The organism is Caballeronia sp. J97 (assembly GCF_905220305.1).
Taxonomy (GTDB): Bacteria; Pseudomonadota; Gammaproteobacteria; order Burkholderiales; family Burkholderiaceae; genus Caballeronia.
This window is the reverse complement of sequence record NZ_CAJMZL010000008.1, coordinates 85221-101928: the sequence shown is the minus strand read 5'-3', so window position 1 is coordinate 101928 and position 16708 is coordinate 85221. Positions and strand designations below refer to the sequence as shown.

Sequence of the window (16708 nt, the reverse complement as noted above, 5' to 3'; positions counted from 1 at the left end):
AAGGAGCACACGATCATGGACAAGAAACTCTATATCTCCGATGTGACGCTGCGCGACGGCATGCACGCGATCCGTCATCAGTATTCGATTCAGAACGTGCAGGACATTGCCCGCGCGCTCGATGAAGCGAAGGTCGACAGCATCGAAGTCGCGCATGGCGACGGCCTGCAAGGTTCGAGCTTCAATTACGGCTTCGGCGCGCACAGCGATCTCGAATGGATCGAGGCGGTCGCCGATGTAGTGAAGCACGCGAAGATCGCGACGCTGCTGCTGCCTGGCATCGGCACGATCCACGATCTGAAGGCGGCCTACGACGCTGGCGCGCGCGTCGTGCGTATCGCCACGCATTGCACGGAAGCGGACATCTCGAAGCAGCACATCGAGTATGCGCGCGAACTCGGCATGGACACCGTCGGCTTTCTGATGATGAGTCACATGACGACGCCCGAGAACCTCGCCGTCGAAGCGAAGAAGATGGAGCGCTATGGCGCGACGTGCGTGTATGTGGTCGATTCGGGCGGCGCGATGAACATGAATGACATCCGCGCGCGCTTCAAGGCGCTCAAGGCGACGCTCGATCCGGCGACGCAAACGGGCATGCACGCGCATCACAACCTCAGCCTCGGTGTCGCGAACTCGATGGTCGCGGTGGAAGAGGGCTGTGACCGCATCGATGCGAGCCTCGCGGGCATGGGCGCGGGGGCGGGCAATGCGCCGCTCGAAGTGTTCATCGCCGCGGCCGAGCGCATGGGCTGGCAACACGGCACGGACCTGTATCGCCTGCTCGACGCGGCGGACGATATCGTGCGCCCGTTGCAGGACCGGCCGGTGCGCGTGGACCGCGAGACGCTCGCGCTCGGTTATGCGGGCGTCTATTCGAGCTTCCTGCGGCATTCGGAAATCGCGGCGAACAAGTATGGCCTGAAGGCCGTCGACATTCTCGTCGAGCTGGGCCGCCGGCGCATGGTGGGCGGTCAGGAAGACATGATCGTCGACGTCGCGCTCGATCTGAAGAAGCGCGAAGCGCGCGCCTGACCCATCCGATACGCGAAGCGCCATCTAGAGCGCCGCATCGTTCAACCTGGAGACATCAATGAAAACGTCAACCGCTTCATCCGCGCGTGCTGGCGGCGCGCTCACCATCGGCCTGTGCCTTGCGGTCGCGCTGCTCGAAGGGCTCGACCTGCAATCCACCGGCGTCGCCGCGCCGCGCATGGCGCGCGAGTTTCATCTCGCGGTCGCACAGCTCGGTTGGGCATTCGGCATCGGCGCGCTCGGGCTGTTGCCGGGCGCGGCGATCGGCGGCAGGCTCGCGGACCGCATCGGCCGCAAGCGCGTGCTGATGATGTCGGTCGCGCTGTTCGGGATATTTTCGATCGCAACGACTCAGGTGTGGGATCTGCAAAGCCTGCTCGCCGTGCGCTTCCTCACGGGGCTCGGTCTCGGCGCGGCGATGCCGAACCTGATCGCGCTGTGCGCGGAAGCGGCGCCGCCCGGACAGCGCGGCACGGCGGTGGGCGCGATGTACTGCGGCATGCCCTTCGGCGCGGCGCTCGCGGCGGTGATCGGCATCGTCAGCCCGGGCGATGAGGGCTGGCGGCATATCTTCTATGTCGGCGGAGTCGGGCCGCTCCTGACCTTGCCGCTGCTCGCGCTCTTCCTGAAGGAGTCGACGCACTTCATCGCGGCGAGCCAGCGTGCAACGCGCGAAACGAAGGACGGCATCACGCGCGCGCTCTTCAGCGACGGCCGTGCGGGCACCACCGTCGCGTTGTGGATCAGCTACCTCGGCACGCTGATCGTGCTGTACTTCCTGATGAACTGGCTGCCGTCGATGGTGCTCTCGCGCGGCCTCGCACCGGTGCAGGCGAGCATCGTGCAGATGATGTTCAACATCGGCGGCGGCATCGGCGCGATCGTGATCGCGGGGCTGATGGATCGCATCGGCAAGCGGCCGGTGGTCGTCGGCATGTATGCGGGCATCGGCGCCGCGCTGCTCGCGCTCGCGGCGGCAACGGGCAGCGTCTCGATGGCGTGCGGCGGATTGCTGGCGGGCCTCTTTCTCGTCGGCGCGCAGTCGGTGCTGTATGCGCTCGCCGGCGGCGCGTATCCGACACGAGTTCGCGGCACGGGCGTCGGCGCGGCGGTGGCCGTGGGCCGCGTGGGCTCGATGGTCGGACCGCTGATCGCCGGGCAGTTGCTCGCGCTCGGCCAGAGCGCGTCGATGCTCGTGATCTCGAGCATCCCGCTCATCGTGATCGCGGCGCTCGGCGCGCTCGCGGTGGTCGCGAAATTTCCGCGCGAGTCGGCCGACGGCGCGCGCACGCTTGGAACCGAATCGATCTGACGAAGGATATCGACATGACTGACACTGTGACTCATACCGACAGCGCAACCAGCAAGTTCGCGAACGTGATGGAAGGCGGCACCGAACTGCGCGTGCATTACAACGACACCGGCGCGGGCAAGGAAACGCTCGTGATGCTGCACGGTTCCGGGCCGGGCGCGAGCGGCTGGGCCAACTTCTATCGCAACGTGGATGCGTTCGCGAACGCGGGTTATCGCGTGATCCTCGTCGACTTCCCCGGCTGGGGCAAAAGCGATTCGATCGTGTGCACGGGCTCGCGCTCCGACCTCAACGCGCGCGTGCTGAAGGGCGTGCTGGATACGCTCGGCATTGAGCGCGCGCATCTCGTCGGCAACTCGATGGGCGGGCATAGCGCGGTGGCGTTCGCGCTGTCGTATCCCGAGCGCGTCGGCAAGCTGGTGCTGATGGGCGGCGGCACAGGCGGCCCGAGCCAGTTCGTGCCGATGCCGACCGAAGGCATCAAGCTCTTGCAGGCGCTGTATCGCGAGCCGTCGCTCGAGAACCTGAAGAAGATGCTCAACGTTTTCGTCTACGACGCGAGCACGATGACGGAAGAGCTGATGCAGACGCGGCTCGATAACATGCTCGCGCGGCGCGATCATCTCGAGAACTTCGTGAAGAGTCTCGCGGCCAATCCGAAGCAATTTCCGGACTATGGTCACCGGCTGAACGAGATCAAGGCGCCGGCGCTCGTGATCTGGGGGCGTGATGATCGATTCGTGCCGATGGATGTCGGGTTGCGCTTGATCTGGGGTTTGCCGAATGCCGATTTGCATGTGTTCGGGCGTTGCGGGCACTGGGCGCAGTGGGAGCATGCAGCGCGATTCAATCAGATGCTGCTGGACTTCCTGCGGCAATAAGGAGCGGGGCGGGCCGAACAGGGTTGCAGTAGGGGTGCTGTTAGTCTGCCTTCAGCAAGCCTTCCGACGGCCGGCTCCCGCTCGGGCGCGGCCGTCGACATCGCACGGCACAGACGGGTCGACCGCCACAGTCTGCGGCACAGTCGGGTGGCACGGACTGCGATATCGGCAACCGGCCACAAGCGGTCAGTCGCCGGTTCGGTGTCTGGGCGCACAACCGTCCGTCTAGCTTCCATCAGCAGACGTCTGAGCGATCGGCTGATGGCTCGATGTCGCTGCTTCTTCCAGTAGCCAGTCGCGGAAAGCCGTCAGCTTCGGCAAACCGGAACACTCGCCGCGAAAGACAACGTAGTAGGCCAATGGCGACGTGAACGCGACGTCCCGGAACAAGCGGACCAATCGCCCAGCCGCCAGGTCGTCGTGCGCCATCACGCTGCGAGCGAGCGCGACACCATGTCCCTCGATGGCTGCCTGCAACACGGCCGCGGAGTTGTTGATTTTCAAGCCGCGGCCGGTCGATGCATCAGTGACTCCCGCCTTTCCGAGCCACTTGTCCCAGGTCGGAAAGCCGGTATGACCGTCCATCGACAGATCGTGGATCAGGGTCACGCGGCGGAGGTCGGCCGGGTTTCGCATGCCTTGATGTTCGCGCAGCAGCTCGGGCGTGCACACGGGATAGACCTCTTCGTCCATCAGCTTTTGCGAAATCAGTCCAGGCCAACTGCCGAGGCCGTATCGCACACCGATATCGACGCCTTGGGCCACGAAGTCGACGGGCTTGAGATTGGTGTCCAGCCGTACGTCGGTGTCGGGCCATGCCGTCTGAAAGCGTTCGATGCGTGGCAGCAGCCATTTGGCCGCAAACGCCGGACTCACTGTCACCGTGAGCACGCCGTTGACGGAGCCCTCCTTGAGTCGCTCGAAGCCAAGCGCGAGCCTGTCGAAGCCCGCCCGGATATCGGGTAATGCGCGCTCCGCGGCTTCGGTCGGCATGAGCCGGACCCGTCCGCTGGCGCTGCGGTGAAAAAGTGGCGCGCCGAGCCATTCCTCCAGGGTGCGCACAAGCTGACCCACGGCAGCGGGCGTGACATGCAGTTCGATAGCAGCAGCGGAAAAACTCTGATGGCGGGCGCTGGCTTCGAACGCTCGCAGCGCATTCAGATGAGCGGGAACTTCCATCGCGACAAAGATTTTGTTTTAGTACGAAACACAATATCTCGTTTGCTCGCCAAAGTAAATTGACCAAGAATTACATCTGACAAGGCTGTGCTTCCTGCAATGTCGGGCATGAGCAATCTGTCCACGAGAAGCTTGCCGAGGTGATAGATAGTTTTTCTTTTAAACGGAGGTGTCCCGGCAAGGAGCTGGGTCAGCATCCACTACATGGAAGGTTTCGTAATGAGCAATCACTTCAAAGACAGGAAGCTGATGGTCGTCGGCGGTACCAGCGGCATGGGTCTGCAGACGGCGCAGATGGTTCTCGCCGAGGGCGGTAGCGTGGTGATCGTCGGCAATCGCCCTGAGAAGACGGAAGAGGCGCGCAAGGAACTGGCTTCTTTGGGCGAGGTTCGGGCGCTGACGGCGGATTTATCGAGCGACGCCGCACTCGCAGCGCTGCTCGTCGCGATCGACGAGCAGCATGCGGATATCGACCTTCTGGTCAATGCTGCCGGCGTGTTTTTCCCGAAGCCCTTCCTGGAACACCAGCGCGCGGACTACGACCAGTACATGAACTTGAACCGCGCATGTTTCTTCATCACGCAAAAGGTCGCTGCCAATCTGGTTTCGAAAGACCGCCCGGGAGCGATCGTGAATATCGGCTCAATGTGGGCGAAGCAGGCGATCGCGGCCACGCCGTCGTCTGCTTACTCGATGGCCAAGGCGGGCCTTCACTCGCTGACCCAGCACTTGGCGATGGAGTTGGCTCCGAAGCGCATCCGCGTCAATGCGGTTTCGCCGGCAGTCGTGCAGACACCGATCTATGAGGGCTTCATTCCTAAAGCCGAAATGCACGGCGTCTTGCAGGGCTTCAATAGCTTTCATCCCATTGGCCGCGTCGGCACGCCGCGAGATGTCGCTGAAGTCGTCACGTTCCTGCTTTCGGACAAGGCAAGCTGGGTCACGGGCGCCATCTGGGATGTGGATGGCGGCGTGATGGCTGGCCGCAACTGATTGCGGCGATAACGGTCACCGTGCGCCAGACCCAGGGTTTGGTTAAGTACCTGCCGTCGGAACGGCCACGATACCCAGAAGCCTTGGCCGAAGTTGGAGCGACCGCTCTTCCATGTTCCACTATTCGGCGAGTGGCCGCGTGCCGAACCTGTCTTCGGGCATTTCGCGCCACAATCCGGAAATGCTTCCACACGGACAGGCCATGGAACGTCGCACGCTGCTTCCCCCATTGAATCCGACCCGGGCGTTCGAGGCGACCGGACGACTGCTGAGCATTTCCAAGGCCGCTGACGAGCTGGCCGTGACGCCCGCCGCCGTCAGCCGACAGGTGCGCACGCTCGAAGCCTACCTGGGCGTCGATCTGTTCGAGCGCGTGAAAGGGCGGCTGGAGTTGACGTCGGCGGGCGCGCGGTATCTGGCCGAACTGATGCCGCTGTTCGCATCGCTGCGCGCAGCCACCGACAGCCTGCGTTCGTCCGAGCGGCGTGTGCGCGTGCTCAAGATCCGCTCGCCCGCGACGTTCGCGGTGCGCTGGCTGATTCCGCGTCTCGCGAGCTTTCATCGGTTGCACGAAAATATCGACGTGCAACTCACGACATCCCCGGCTCCGCTGAATTTTGCGCGTGAGGACATCGACGCCGGCATCCAGCTAGGCGACGGCAAGTGGCCCGGCCTGCGCGTGCAACGTCTGATCGCGAACGAGTTGGTGCCTGTCGCCGCGCCATCCAGACAGGTCAAGGCACGCTCGCAGTTGCAGGGCGAAACGCTTTTGCACACGCTCGCGCGCCCGGAAGACTGGACGTTGTGGCTGAAGGCGGCGGGCCTTCCATTGAACGGACGCCGCCGGGAGATGCGCTACGAAACGTCGCTGCTCGCTTACCAGGCGGCAATAGAAGGGCACGGCGTCGCGATCGCGCAGAAGGCGCTGGTGCGCGGCGAACTGGAAAGCGGTCTGCTCGTCACGCCGTTTTCATTCGAGCTCGATCGCGGGCATCACACCTACTACTTCGCGTGGCCAGCGGAGCGTCCACAATCCGATGCACTGAAGATTTTCCGCCGATGGCTGCTCTCGTTGCTCAACGAATAATGCTTGCGAGCTGCCGACCCTTTAACAAAAAGTCAAAGGTTCGTTTCTAAATTGTCGATTGTCCGGAAGGCCGGTGAGTCCCTATTCTCGTCGGCATGATTCGTCGCGGTGGCGAGTCTCCAGACAGGACAATCACAAATGCCAAGAGACAGCCTGAACGGCGTGCGGGTGATCGATTTCTCGCATGTCCTTGCCGGACCGGTCTGCTCGATGACGCTCGCCGATCTCGGCGCGCACGTCGTCAAGATCGAGCCGCCCGGCGGCGAGATCGGGCGGCGCATCGGGCCGCCGTGGATAAGCGGGGAAAGCCCGGCCTTCATCAGCGTCAACCGCAACAAGTACAGCGTCGCGATCGATTTGAAGACCGACGCAGGGCGCGAGGCCGTTCGCCGCATGCTGCGCGAGGCGGACGTGCTGGTCGAAAACTTCCGGCCGGGCGTGATGGCATCGATGGGACTCGACTTCGAGGCCGTGCGGCAACTGAATCCGCGGCTCGTCTACTGCTCGATCTCCGCGTTCGGTCAGACGGGCGCAAATCGCACGCGGCCTGGCGTCGATGGCGTGATCCAGGCTGTCAGCGGTCTGATGAGCACGCTCGGCACGACGAGCGCCGAGCCGCTGAAAGTCCCTATCCCCGTCGCGGACATGATGGGCGGCTATCTCGCGTCGATCGCGATTCTCGGCGCGCTGCATCAGATCCGCGCGGGCGGCGGCGGGCAGCATCTCGACGTGAGTCTCTACAACGCGATGCTAATGATGCAGCAGATCGGCTTCGCTGCGTTCTTCGCGTCCGGGCGCGAGCCGGACAAGACCGGCAGCGCCGCGCCTTATGCGTGCCCGAACGAAGCGTTCCCGACGCAGGACGGCTGGATGATGGTCGTCGCCTACCATCCGGAACGATGGCACGCATTATGTGAGGTGCTCGCAACGCCTGCACTCGAAGCGGATCCGCGATTCGCCACGAACGACGATCGCGTGCGCCATCGCGCGACACTGCATCACATGCTCGCGGCGCGCTTCGTCGAACGCACGACTACGGAGTGGATGGAACGGCTCACGGCCCGGGACATTCTCTGCGCGCCCGTCGCAACTTACGGCGATGTCATCGAATCGGCGGAGTACGCCGAATGCGGACTGGCGCAGACGATCGATCATCCGGTCGCGGGCGCCATGCGCGCGCACGGCTTCGCGCTCGGTCCGTCCGACCGGCCGAGCGCGCCGGACTTGCCCGCGCCGCTGACGGGTCAGCACACGCTGCAGATGCTGAAGCGATACGGCTTCGCTGAAAGCGAGATCGCGGGACTGCTGAACGCGGGCGCGATCCGCGTAGGGCGCACACCGCGCGAGTCCTGCGACGAAGACCGCAAGGTGACCGCATGAGCGCCGAGATGATCCGGACAGAACGACGCGGGAAGGTCGCGCTCGTGCGTCTCGCATCGGACAACCCGCTCAATCCGCTGACCGACGCGTTGATGGATCAGCTCATCGACGTCCTGTTGCGCAGCGAAGCCGACTCGCAGGTTCACGCGACCGTTCTGACAGGGTCCGACAAGGCCTTCGCCGCCGGCGCGGACATCGTCGCGATGTCGAAGCTCGATTATGCGAGCGCCTTCTCGGATGACTACATCGGCCGCAACTGGGACCGCATCCGCACGGTGCGCAAGCCGCTCATCGCGGCGGTAGGCGGCTATGCGCTCGGCGGCGGCTGCGAACTGGCGATGATGTGCGACATCGTCATCGCCGCCGACGACGCGCTTTTCGGCCAGCCCGAGATCAAGCTCGGCATCGTGCCGGGCGCGGGCGGCACGCAGCGTTTGCCACGCGCGGTCGGCAAATCGACTGCGATGCTCGCGTGTCTGACCGGCGAGCCGCTCAGCGCAAGCGAGGCACTGGCTTACGGACTCGTGTCGATGGTCGTCCCCCGGGAGCGATTGATCGACGAAGCGATGCGCATCGGAGAACAGATCGCGCGTCATTCGTTGCCGGTGATCGTCGCGATCAAGGAAGCCGTCAATCGCGCGTTCGAGTCGTCGCTGTCGGAAGGTCTGTTGTTCGAGCGAAGGCTATTTCATGCGGGCTTTTCGCTTGCCGATCAGAAAGAAGGCATGGCCGCGTTTTTCGAACGCCGTCAGGCCGCATTTCAAAACAGGTAGGCATCCTAACAAGCGGGAGAATTTTTCGTGTCAACTTATCCAAATGATGCCGGTTCACGGGTCGAGTCGTCCGTCGATGACGGCGTGCTCATGCTCACGCTCAACAGTCCGAGCGACGGCAACGCGCTCGACGTCGCGATGACGGAGGCATTGTCGGAAGCGCTCGAGCAGGTCAACGACCGGCGCGACGTGCATTGCGTGCTGCTGCGTTCGTCGTCGCGGCACTTCTGCACAGGTGGCAATGTGAAAGACATGCAAAGCGGCAGCGACCTCATGAGCGGCAGCGTCGAGGACGTACGCGACCGCTTGCATCGCAGCCTGCACAGGATCACGCGCGCGCTGAGCGGTCTCGACGTGCCCTCGGTGTGTGCGGTCAGCGGCGCCGCGGTCGGAGCGGGCTGCGATCTTGCGTTGATGTGCGATATCCGCGTGGCGAGCACGAAAGCCGTGTTCGCAGAGAGCTTCTTGCGGCTCGGACTGGTGTCGGGCATCGGCGGATCGTGGTTCCTCGCGCGAATCGTCGGCTATGCGAAGGCGCTCGAACTGACGCTGACCAGCGAGTTCATCGACGCCGAAGCGGCGCTCGGCCTCGGCATCGTGTCGAAGGTCGTGCCGGAGGATGCGCTCGACATCGAGGCACTCTCGCTGGCGAAGCACATCGCGCGAAACCCGCCGACTGCGCTGCGCATGACGAAGCGGCTCGTGCGCGAAGCGGCCGATGCTTCGCTCGCGGCGACGCTCGAAATGGCGGCGAGCATGCAGGCCATTCTGTTGTGCGGTCGCGAGCACAAAGAGGCGGTCGGCCGGTTTCTGGAGCAACAGGCGGCGAAGAAGCGCACGCACATGTGATGTGCCGACACGGCCACTGCGTCTATCGAGCGGGGCCTCACAAATTGAATCACAGGAGACGACCATGTCCACGACTTCCGGCGCCCGAAATGCAAAGCCCGGCATGCTGCGGATCATCGCCACATCGAGCCTCGGCACGATGCTCGAGTACTACGATTTCTTCGTCTACGTCGCGTTGACATCGACGCTGACGCACTTGTTTCTTCCATCGACGGACCGTACCGTCGCCGCGATGGCGGGTGTCGCCACGTTCGGCATCGCGTATGTCGCGCGGCCGCTGGGCACGATCATCTTCAGCCCGATGGCCGACCGCATCGGACGCAAGAAGACCTTTGTCATCACACTCGCGATCATGGGTATCGCGACGGTGGGCATCGGCTGCCTGCCGACCTACGCGGCGGCCGGCGTGCTCGCGCCGATCGGGCTCATTACGCTGCGTGTGGTGCAAGGCATCGCGCTCGGCGGCGAATACGGCTCGGCGGTCGTCTACGTGATGGAGCATGCGCCCGCGGGCCGCAAAGGCATGGCGACCAGCGTGCTGCAAAGTACCGCGAGCCTCGGCCTGCTGCTGGCGCTGGCGATCGTGTCGGCGCTGAAGTTCGCGCTCGATGCAGCGGCATTCGAATCCTGTGGCTGGCGCGTCCCGTTCCTGATCTCGGCGCCGATCGTCGCCGTGGCGACATGGATCCGGCTCGGCATGACGGAGACGCCCGTGTTCGCGGAGATGAAGCAGGCCGGCCGTCTGTCGAAGTCGCCGCTGCAGGACACGTTGTCGAGCGCGACGTCGTGGAAGGCGATTCTCGTCGCGATGTTCGGCGCGCAAGGCGGAACGTCGGTATCGCTCTATACGTCGATCGTCTACATGCTGTACTTCCTGCAGAACGTGTTGAAGGTCGATCCTGCGCGCGCGAATCTGTGCCTCGGTGTCGCGATCGTCGTGGCCGCGCCGCTGTATCCGATATTCGGCCGGCTGTCCGATGCCATCGGCCGCGCGCGTGTGATGTTGATCGGCATCGTGCTGTGGATACTTGCGGCGTATCCGGCGTTCGCGGGCATCAGGACGAATGCGCTCGCAGGCGGCTGGGCCACGGTGACGCTGCTCGTCGCGTTGCTGGCCGTTTTAACCGCGATTATCATGGCGCCGCTGCCCTCGTTCATCGCCGAATGTTTTCCGCCGCAAAGCAGGACCACCGGCTTCGGATTGTCGCAACAGCTCGGCAATGTCCTGTTCGGCGGGTTTCTCCCGTTGATCAGTCTCTCGCTCGTCAATCTGACGGGCAACCCGCTCGCGGGCGTCGGGTACTCGATCGCGTCGCTGTTGCCCTGTCTCGCCGTCACGTTCTTCTGGGGACTGCGGCAGGATCGGCTCATCCGGCAGCGCATTCGCGAAGTCCCGTGTGCAAGCCCTGCCGACGCGGTGCGGTTACCGGTGCGCTGAGCCAGCGATCGCACGAGGCGCGGCATCGTGATGTCGCGCCTCGCGTGGCTCAGGCGAGACCAGCCATCAGCGTGTATTTCACATGCACATATTCCTCGATTCCATGATGACTGCCTTCGCGTCCGTAACCGGATTGCTTCACGCCCCCGAACGGCACCGAAGCCGTGCCGACCGAGCCGGAGTTCAGAATCACCATGCCCGCTTCGAGATTTCGCGACAGCCGGAATGCACGGCCCAGATCGCGCGTGAACGCATAGGCGACAAGACCATATTCGCTGTCGTTGCTGCGTGCGATGACTTCGGCTTCGGTCGAGAAGCGATAGATCGGGAAGACAGGGCCGAATATCTCGGTCGTGGCGATCGGCATGCCGTCCGCGACATCGACGAGGATGGTGGGCGCGTAGAAGAGTCCGCCCTTCGCGTGCGGATGTCCGCCGAGCACGGCCTGGGCGCCGCGTTCACGCGCATCGTCGACGAGCTTGCCGACCTTGTCGATGGCCGCGCGATTGATCAGCGGACCGACGACGAACTGTTCCTGCAGCCCTTGATCGACCGGAATCGTTTCGACGAGCGCCTTGACGCGCTGAACGAAGGCGTCGTGCACGCCCGCCTGAACATACACGCGGTTCGGCGAGATGCAGACCTGCCCGCTGTTGCGCAGTTTGGCGGACACGAGCGCTCGAGCGGCTTCGTCGAGATCGGCATCGTCGAAGACGACGAACGGCGCGTTGCCGCCCAGTTCCATCGTCATCTTCTTCAACGTGCCGGCGCACTGCGCGGCGAGCAACTTGCCGACCGCGGTCGAACCCGTGAACGAGATCTTCCGGATACGCGGATCATCGGTGATCAGCTTGCCGATCTGCGCCGGGTCGCCGGTCACCATCTCGAACACGCCTTCCGGAATGCCTGCGCGGCGCGCGTATTCGAGCAGCTTGTACGCGGTCAGCGGAGTTTCCTCGGCAGGCTTCAGGAGGATCGTGCAACCCGCCGCGAGCGCGGTCGCCACCTTGCGCGTGATCATCATGAACGGGAAATTCCACGGCGTGATCGACGCGACCGGACCGACAGGCTCTTTCGTGACGATCACCGCGGCGTCTTTCGCGTGCGCGGGGATCGTATCGCCGTACACGCGTTTCGCCTCCTCCGCGTACCATTCGACGAAGCCCAGCCCATACTCGATTTCGCCGAACGCTTCCGACAGGCACTTGCCGTTTTCGCGGCAAAGCAGTTCGGCGAATGCGGTCTTGTCGGCGCTGACGAGATCGAACCATTTGCGCAGCAGTTCGCTTCGTTCGCGTGCCAGGGTGCGCGACCACGCCGGAAAGGCCGCGCATGTGCGATCGATGGCCGCGCGCACCTGCGCTTCCGATTGATGTTCGACTTGCCCGACGAGCGTGCCGTCGGCGGGATTGAGTACATCGATCATGTTTTTCTCCGAAGTAAGTGAGGCTTCCCAGCGCATCGGCGCATCGTGATTCACGGATGCGGATGCATGATCGAATGTTAGGGATGTCGCAACGTGACGAGAACGCGTGATCGTCTGCGAAGCTTGCCCGATTCTATGAACACGCCTTTATCGAACTCGAAGCATGAAAACGCATTGCTCTCCCGGATTGCCGACGATGGAAACCGAAGCCGCAGCACTGGCGCGGGTGCACGCTTCGATGGTGAGCCGGCTCCTGGAACTGGCGCCGAACGAAGGCTACAACGCGACGCCGATGCCGGACATTCGCCTGCTGCGATCGAACCGCCCGCTGACGCGCACGCCGGTGCTGTACGAGCCGGGCATCGTCGTGATCGCGCAAGGCCGCAAGCGCGGTTATCTCGGCAGCAAGGTCTATGTCTACGACGCGCAGCACTATCTGGCCGTCGCCTTGCCGCTGCCGTTCTCGATGGAGACCGACGCCACCGCCGACGAACCGTTGCTCGCGGTGTACGTGCGTCTCGATCCGGTGCTTGCCGCCGATGTACTGCTGCAAATCGACGAGCGCAACGGCGTGGTGCCGGGCGAGCCGGGCGGCATGGTCACGACGAGGCTCGATCTGGCGCTCGGCGAAACCATCTTGCGGTTCCTCGACGCTATGCGCGACCCGCTCGAAGCCGCGCTTTTGGGACCGACGCTGGTGCGGGAGATTTACTTTCGCGTGTTCATCGGCGAACAGGGCGCTTCGATGCGTGCGGCGCTCGACCTGGATGGAACCTTCGGGCGCATTTCCAGAGTGCTGCGCAAGATTCATTCGAGCTATGCCGAGGCGCTGACGGTCGAATCGCTCGCAAGGGAAGCGGCGATGAGCGTGCCGTCGTTTCATGTGCACTTCAAGGCGGCCACGAAGACGTCTCCGCTGCAGTACATCAAGTCGACGCGACTGCATCAGGCGAGGCTATTGATGGCGCGGCACGGCATGACCGCCGCAGCGGCGAGCGCATGCGTCGGCTATGAGAGCGCGTCGCAGTTCAGCCGCGAGTTCAAGCGGCTCTTCGGTGGCACACCTTCCGAAGAATTGCGAAGGATGAAGCGGCATTTCGCGGTGCCGGAGGCGGGGCCGTCATTCTTTGTTTCGTCGCATTGAATCGGCGGTCGGGGGGGCATCGTCAAATGTCGCTGCGACGAAGCTGCTCGTCCCGCTTCTCCTTGCATAGCTCGATGAACCTCTGTACCGGCGCCGTCGGCGTGGCGCCGCGACGTGTCGCGATGCCGTATGGCGCGCCCCGTCGTTCTATCCGGATCGGCAGCACCGCCATCATTCCGTGCGCCTGAAAGTACTGCGCGACTTTCAGCGGCATGAGCGCGACGGTCCCCGCGCTGGCTCGCAGCAACGACAGCGTCGCGAATGTCGAAGACGTCTCGATGGCGTAACGCGGGAAGGGCACGTCGGCGTCGTCGAAAAGCTGTTCGAGCAGCGAGCGCATCGGCAGCGCGGCTTGCGGCACGATCCACGGATTGTCCGCGAGCGCTTCGAGCGTCAGGCGCTGCACGCTCGCCAGCGGATCGGCGCCGTCCACCACCAGACACACTTCCTCCACTTCGAGCGGAATGAAATCGTAAGCTTCCGGATGGACGCTGATGCTCGGCCGCCCGATGACGAGATCGAGCAGACGCTGATCGAGCATCGATAGGAGGCGCGCGCTGTTGTCCTCCCAGACCTCGACGGACACGTCCGGTTGCACTTGCCGCAATGCGCGCAGGATGGGCGCGAGCCACTCGGGCATCGAGCCCATCACGGCGCCGATGGCGAGCATGCCGCCGCCGCCGCGCATGATGGCCGCAAGCTCGTCGCGCAGCGCGCCGATCTCGGAGCGCACGGCGCGCGCATGACGGATCACGCAGCGCCCGAGTTCGTTCGGCACGATGCCGCGCGGCGAGCGCGCGAAGAGTTCCGTGCCGAACATCGCCTCGATTTCGCGCAGCGACTTGGTCGTCGCGGGCTGCGAGAGCGACACCTGCTGCGCCGCCTTGCGCAGCGAGCCGTGGTCGTCGAGCGCGATCAAAAGCGCGACGTGATTGCCGCGCAGCCGCCTCAATATCGCATCGATACTGGTTATCACCGATATAACTCCAGCGTCTCACCTGATCGGAAGGTTTCATTATCTGGCCGCGCCGATGCCTCTTTAAACTGGCTCGGTCGATGTTCGTCACGGTCCGCGCGCTCAGCGGCGCGGCTCGATCATGCCGGAACACACGCGGCCTCGGCAAGCGAACCAGAAATCACGCATCCACAGGAGAGTGGCAAATTGAAAAGAATCGGACTCGATGTCGGCGGCACCTTCACCGATGTCGTGATGGTGGACGACGAAGAAGGGCGCATCTGGTCGACCAAGGTGCCGACGACGCCGAAGGATCGCGTCATCGGCACGATTGAAGGCTTTCGCAAGATTCTCGAACTGTCGGGCACCGACAGCGCCGACGTGTCGTTCATCGGCCACGGCACGACGATGGCGACCAACATGGTCGTCGAAGGCACCGGAGCCAAGACCGCGCTCGTCACCACGCGCGGCTTTCGCGACATCCTCGAGCTCAGGCGCGTGTCGCGTCACGACCGCGCCGATCTCTACGATCTGCTGTTCGACAATCCGCGTCCGCTCGTCGAGCGCCGCTGGCGGCTCGAAGTGAACGAGCGCCTGCGCCATGACGGCAGCGTCGCCACGCCGCTCGATCACGCGCAGCTCGAAGCGCTCGCCGAACAGATCCGCGCGTCGGATATCGAGGCCGTCGCCGTGTGCTTTCTGCATGCGCACGTCAATCCGCGGCATGAGCGCGAAGCCGTCGATACGCTGCGCCGCCTGTTGCCGGAGCGCTTCGTGTGCGCATCGCACGAAGTGAATCCCGAATCGATGGAATACGAGCGCGCGAGCTCGACGGTCATCAACGCGATGCTCGGCCCGGTCTGCGGGCGCTACATCGGCCGGCTCATCAGCGCGCTGGCGCAACACGGCTTCGCGGGCAAGTTCCTCTTCATGCAGTCGAACGGCGGACTCGCGAGTCCGGCGATGGTCGCGGACAAACCGATCGTGCTGCTCGAATCCGGACCGGCGGGCGGCGTCTCGGCGGCGATCCGCAACTGCGAGAAGAGCGAACTGAAGAACGCGATTCTCGGCGACATGGGCGGCACGACCTTCGACGTCTCTCTGATCCGCGACTCGCGCCCCGAACTGCGCAACAAGAGTCTGCTGCATACCTACACCGTGCGGTCGCCCAGCATCGACATCGATTCGGTCGGCGCGGGCGGCGGCTCGATCGTGTGGATCGACGCGGGCGGCGGCGTGCGCATCGGACCGGAGAGCGCGGGCGCCGATCCCGGACCGGCATGCTACGGGCGTGGCGGCACGCGTCCGACCGTCACGGACTGCAATCTGGTGCTTGGCTATATCGATCCGGACAGTTTCCTCGGCGGCGAATTCAAGCTCGATGCGCAGGCGGCATGGCGCGTCGTCGACGAAGTCGTCGCGAAACCACTGGGCGTCTCCGTGCCCGAAGCCGCGCAGGTCGTGCGCTCGGTCGCGAACGCATTGATGGCGCAGGCCATCCGCATCATGACGGTCGAGCGCGGCTACGATCCTCGCGAGTTCTCCTATATCTGCTACGGCGGCGCGGGGCCGGTGCACGCGGTCGATCTCGCGCACGAAATGGGCATCCGGCGCGTGGTGATTCCGCCGCTGCCGGGTCTTTTCAGCGCGTTCGGCATGACGGTCGCGGACCAGCAATACGACTATCAGCGTCCGCTGGAAAGCGATCTCGCGATGATCGACGACGCGACCCTGCACGCCGCGCTCGACGAACTGGCCGCGCAAGGCATGGACGAGCTACAGCGTCACGGCGTCGAAGCACGGGGCGTGAAGGTCGTGCGTCTCGCCGATTGCCGCTATGCGGGCCAGCCCGACGTGATCACTGTCGAAGTGCAGGCCGATGCGCTGGGTATCCGCGCGGCGCTCGCGCAGGCCTTCGAGGACGCGCATCTGCGGCAATGGAACTTCATCAGCAAGGACAAGCCCGTGGTGGTCGCCAACGTACGTCTGCAACTCGTGACGACTACCGGCTGGCGCGGCTCGGTCGCGAGCGCCGATGGCGGCGCGCTGCCGCAGCCGGTGCGCACTCGCGACGTGTATTTCGACGGCCACGCGCGCACGCTGCCGGTGTTCGCGCGCACGCAGATTCCGGTTGGCGCGACGATCGTCGGGCCGGCGGTCATCGAAGAGCACAGCAGTTGCGCGGTGCTGAAGGCGTCGCATGTCGCGCGCGTCGATCCCGATCTCAATCTCGTCATCGAACTGGCAGCCTGAATT

Annotated in this window: 14 protein-coding genes; 11 read left to right on the top strand and 3 right to left on the bottom strand. The window is 64.2% G+C overall.

Features of this window, described 5'->3' with window-relative positions; genetic code table 11:
• Window positions 1–12 precede the first annotated feature (12 nt).
• From dmpG to U4Y90_RS13565, 3 genes are read left to right on the top strand one after another with little or no spacing between them, the layout of a single operon-like run.
• Window positions 13–1035, top strand: coding sequence for a 4-hydroxy-2-oxovalerate aldolase (dmpG, locus tag U4Y90_RS13575; protein WP_321795243.1), 1023 nt, complete (start codon window positions 13–15; stop codon window positions 1033–1035).
• A gap of 58 nt (window positions 1036–1093) precedes the next feature.
• A complete protein-coding gene (gene mhpT, locus U4Y90_RS13570) occupies window positions 1094–2347 on the top strand; it encodes a 3-(3-hydroxy-phenyl)propionate transporter MhpT (protein ID WP_321795077.1) in 1254 nt (417 codons plus the stop codon).
• 14 nt (window positions 2348–2361) lie between these two features.
• Window positions 2362–3228: an alpha/beta fold hydrolase gene (locus U4Y90_RS13565; protein ID WP_321795076.1), complete on the top strand. Its 867-nt coding sequence runs from the start codon at window positions 2362–2364 to the stop codon at window positions 3226–3228.
• Between the two features lie 225 nt (window positions 3229–3453).
• Here U4Y90_RS13565 and gcvA read toward each other — a convergent pair whose 3' ends face one another.
• On the bottom strand, window positions 3454–4407 hold the full coding sequence (gene gcvA / locus U4Y90_RS13560) for a transcriptional regulator GcvA (protein WP_321795075.1): 954 nt from the start codon (window positions 4405–4407) through the stop codon (window positions 3454–3456).
• A gap of 219 nt (window positions 4408–4626) precedes the next feature.
• On the opposite strand from gcvA, the gene U4Y90_RS13555 reads away from it, so the two are divergent.
• The 6 genes from U4Y90_RS13555 to U4Y90_RS13530 all read left to right on the top strand — a co-directional run bounded on the left by U4Y90_RS13555 (window position 4627) and on the right by U4Y90_RS13530 (window position 10927).
• Window positions 4627–5400: an SDR family oxidoreductase gene (locus U4Y90_RS13555; RefSeq protein ID WP_321795074.1), complete on the top strand. Its 774-nt coding sequence runs from the start codon at window positions 4627–4629 to the stop codon at window positions 5398–5400.
• Between the two features lie 202 nt (window positions 5401–5602).
• Window positions 5603–6487 carry a LysR substrate-binding domain-containing protein gene (locus U4Y90_RS13550; protein ID WP_321795073.1) on the top strand — a complete coding sequence of 295 codons (885 nt, stop codon included), beginning with the start codon at window positions 5603–5605 and terminating at the stop codon, window positions 6485–6487.
• Between the two features lie 138 nt (window positions 6488–6625).
• On the top strand, window positions 6626–7867 hold the full coding sequence (locus tag U4Y90_RS13545) for a CoA transferase (protein ID WP_321795072.1): 1242 nt from the start codon (window positions 6626–6628) through the stop codon (window positions 7865–7867).
• Complete coding sequence (locus U4Y90_RS13540) at window positions 7864–8640, top strand: enoyl-CoA hydratase-related protein (RefSeq protein WP_321795071.1); 777 nt, start codon at window positions 7864–7866, stop codon at window positions 8638–8640. The genes U4Y90_RS13545 and U4Y90_RS13540 overlap by 4 nt, the downstream gene beginning before the upstream one ends.
• Window positions 8641–8667: 27 nt before the next feature.
• Window positions 8668–9489: an enoyl-CoA hydratase-related protein gene (locus U4Y90_RS13535; protein WP_321795070.1), complete on the top strand. Its 822-nt coding sequence runs from the start codon at window positions 8668–8670 to the stop codon at window positions 9487–9489.
• A gap of 64 nt (window positions 9490–9553) precedes the next feature.
• A complete protein-coding gene (locus U4Y90_RS13530; protein WP_321795069.1) occupies window positions 9554–10927 on the top strand; it encodes an MFS transporter in 1374 nt (457 codons plus the stop codon).
• Window positions 10928–10976: 49 nt separating this feature from the next.
• Here the strand turns inward: U4Y90_RS13530 and U4Y90_RS13525 are convergent, their stop codons facing one another.
• The gene (locus tag U4Y90_RS13525) at window positions 10977–12353 is read right to left on the bottom strand and encodes an NAD-dependent succinate-semialdehyde dehydrogenase (protein ID WP_321795068.1); all 1377 of its coding nucleotides are present in this window, start codon (window positions 12351–12353) and stop codon (window positions 10977–10979) included.
• 196 nt (window positions 12354–12549) lie between these two features.
• Between U4Y90_RS13525 and U4Y90_RS13520 the strand changes: the two genes are divergently transcribed.
• Window positions 12550–13497 (top strand): AraC family transcriptional regulator, encoded by a 948-nt coding sequence (locus U4Y90_RS13520; protein ID WP_321795067.1) that lies wholly within the window; start codon window positions 12550–12552, stop codon window positions 13495–13497.
• Window positions 13498–13519: 22 nt separating this feature from the next.
• Here U4Y90_RS13520 and U4Y90_RS13515 read toward each other — a convergent pair whose 3' ends face one another.
• Window positions 13520–14473, bottom strand: coding sequence for a LysR family transcriptional regulator (locus U4Y90_RS13515; protein WP_321795066.1), 954 nt, complete (start codon window positions 14471–14473; stop codon window positions 13520–13522).
• 186 nt (window positions 14474–14659) lie between these two features.
• On the opposite strand from U4Y90_RS13515, the gene U4Y90_RS13510 reads away from it, so the two are divergent.
• On the top strand, window positions 14660–16705 hold the full coding sequence (locus U4Y90_RS13510; protein ID WP_321795065.1) for a hydantoinase/oxoprolinase family protein: 2046 nt from the start codon (window positions 14660–14662) through the stop codon (window positions 16703–16705).
• The last annotated feature ends 3 nt before the right edge of the window (window positions 16706–16708 follow it).

Bases quoted from the DNA above. Each gene is read 5' to 3' on its own strand.
- U4Y90_RS13565 (WP_321795076.1), top strand. From the start codon at position 2,362: ATGACTGACACTGTGACTCATACCGACAGCGCAACCAGCAAGTTCGCG.
- U4Y90_RS13555 (WP_321795074.1), top strand. From the start codon at position 4,627: ATGAGCAATCACTTCAAAGACAGGAAGCTGATGGTCGTCGGCGGTACC.
- U4Y90_RS13545 (WP_321795072.1), top strand. From the start codon at position 6,626: ATGCCAAGAGACAGCCTGAACGGCGTGCGGGTGATCGATTTCTCGCAT.
- U4Y90_RS13525 (WP_321795068.1), bottom strand. From the start codon at position 12,353: ATGATCGATGTACTCAATCCCGCCGACGGCACGCTCGTCGGGCAAGTC.
- U4Y90_RS13540 (WP_321795071.1), top strand. From the start codon at position 7,864: ATGAGCGCCGAGATGATCCGGACAGAACGACGCGGGAAGGTCGCGCTC.
- U4Y90_RS13550 (WP_321795073.1), top strand. From the start codon at position 5,603: ATGGAACGTCGCACGCTGCTTCCCCCATTGAATCCGACCCGGGCGTTC.
- gcvA (WP_321795075.1), bottom strand. From the start codon at position 4,407: ATGGAAGTTCCCGCTCATCTGAATGCGCTGCGAGCGTTCGAAGCCAGC.
- U4Y90_RS13530 (WP_321795069.1), top strand. From the start codon at position 9,554: ATGTCCACGACTTCCGGCGCCCGAAATGCAAAGCCCGGCATGCTGCGG.
- mhpT (WP_321795077.1), top strand. From the start codon at position 1,094: ATGAAAACGTCAACCGCTTCATCCGCGCGTGCTGGCGGCGCGCTCACC.
- U4Y90_RS13520 (WP_321795067.1), top strand. From the start codon at position 12,550: ATGGAAACCGAAGCCGCAGCACTGGCGCGGGTGCACGCTTCGATGGTG.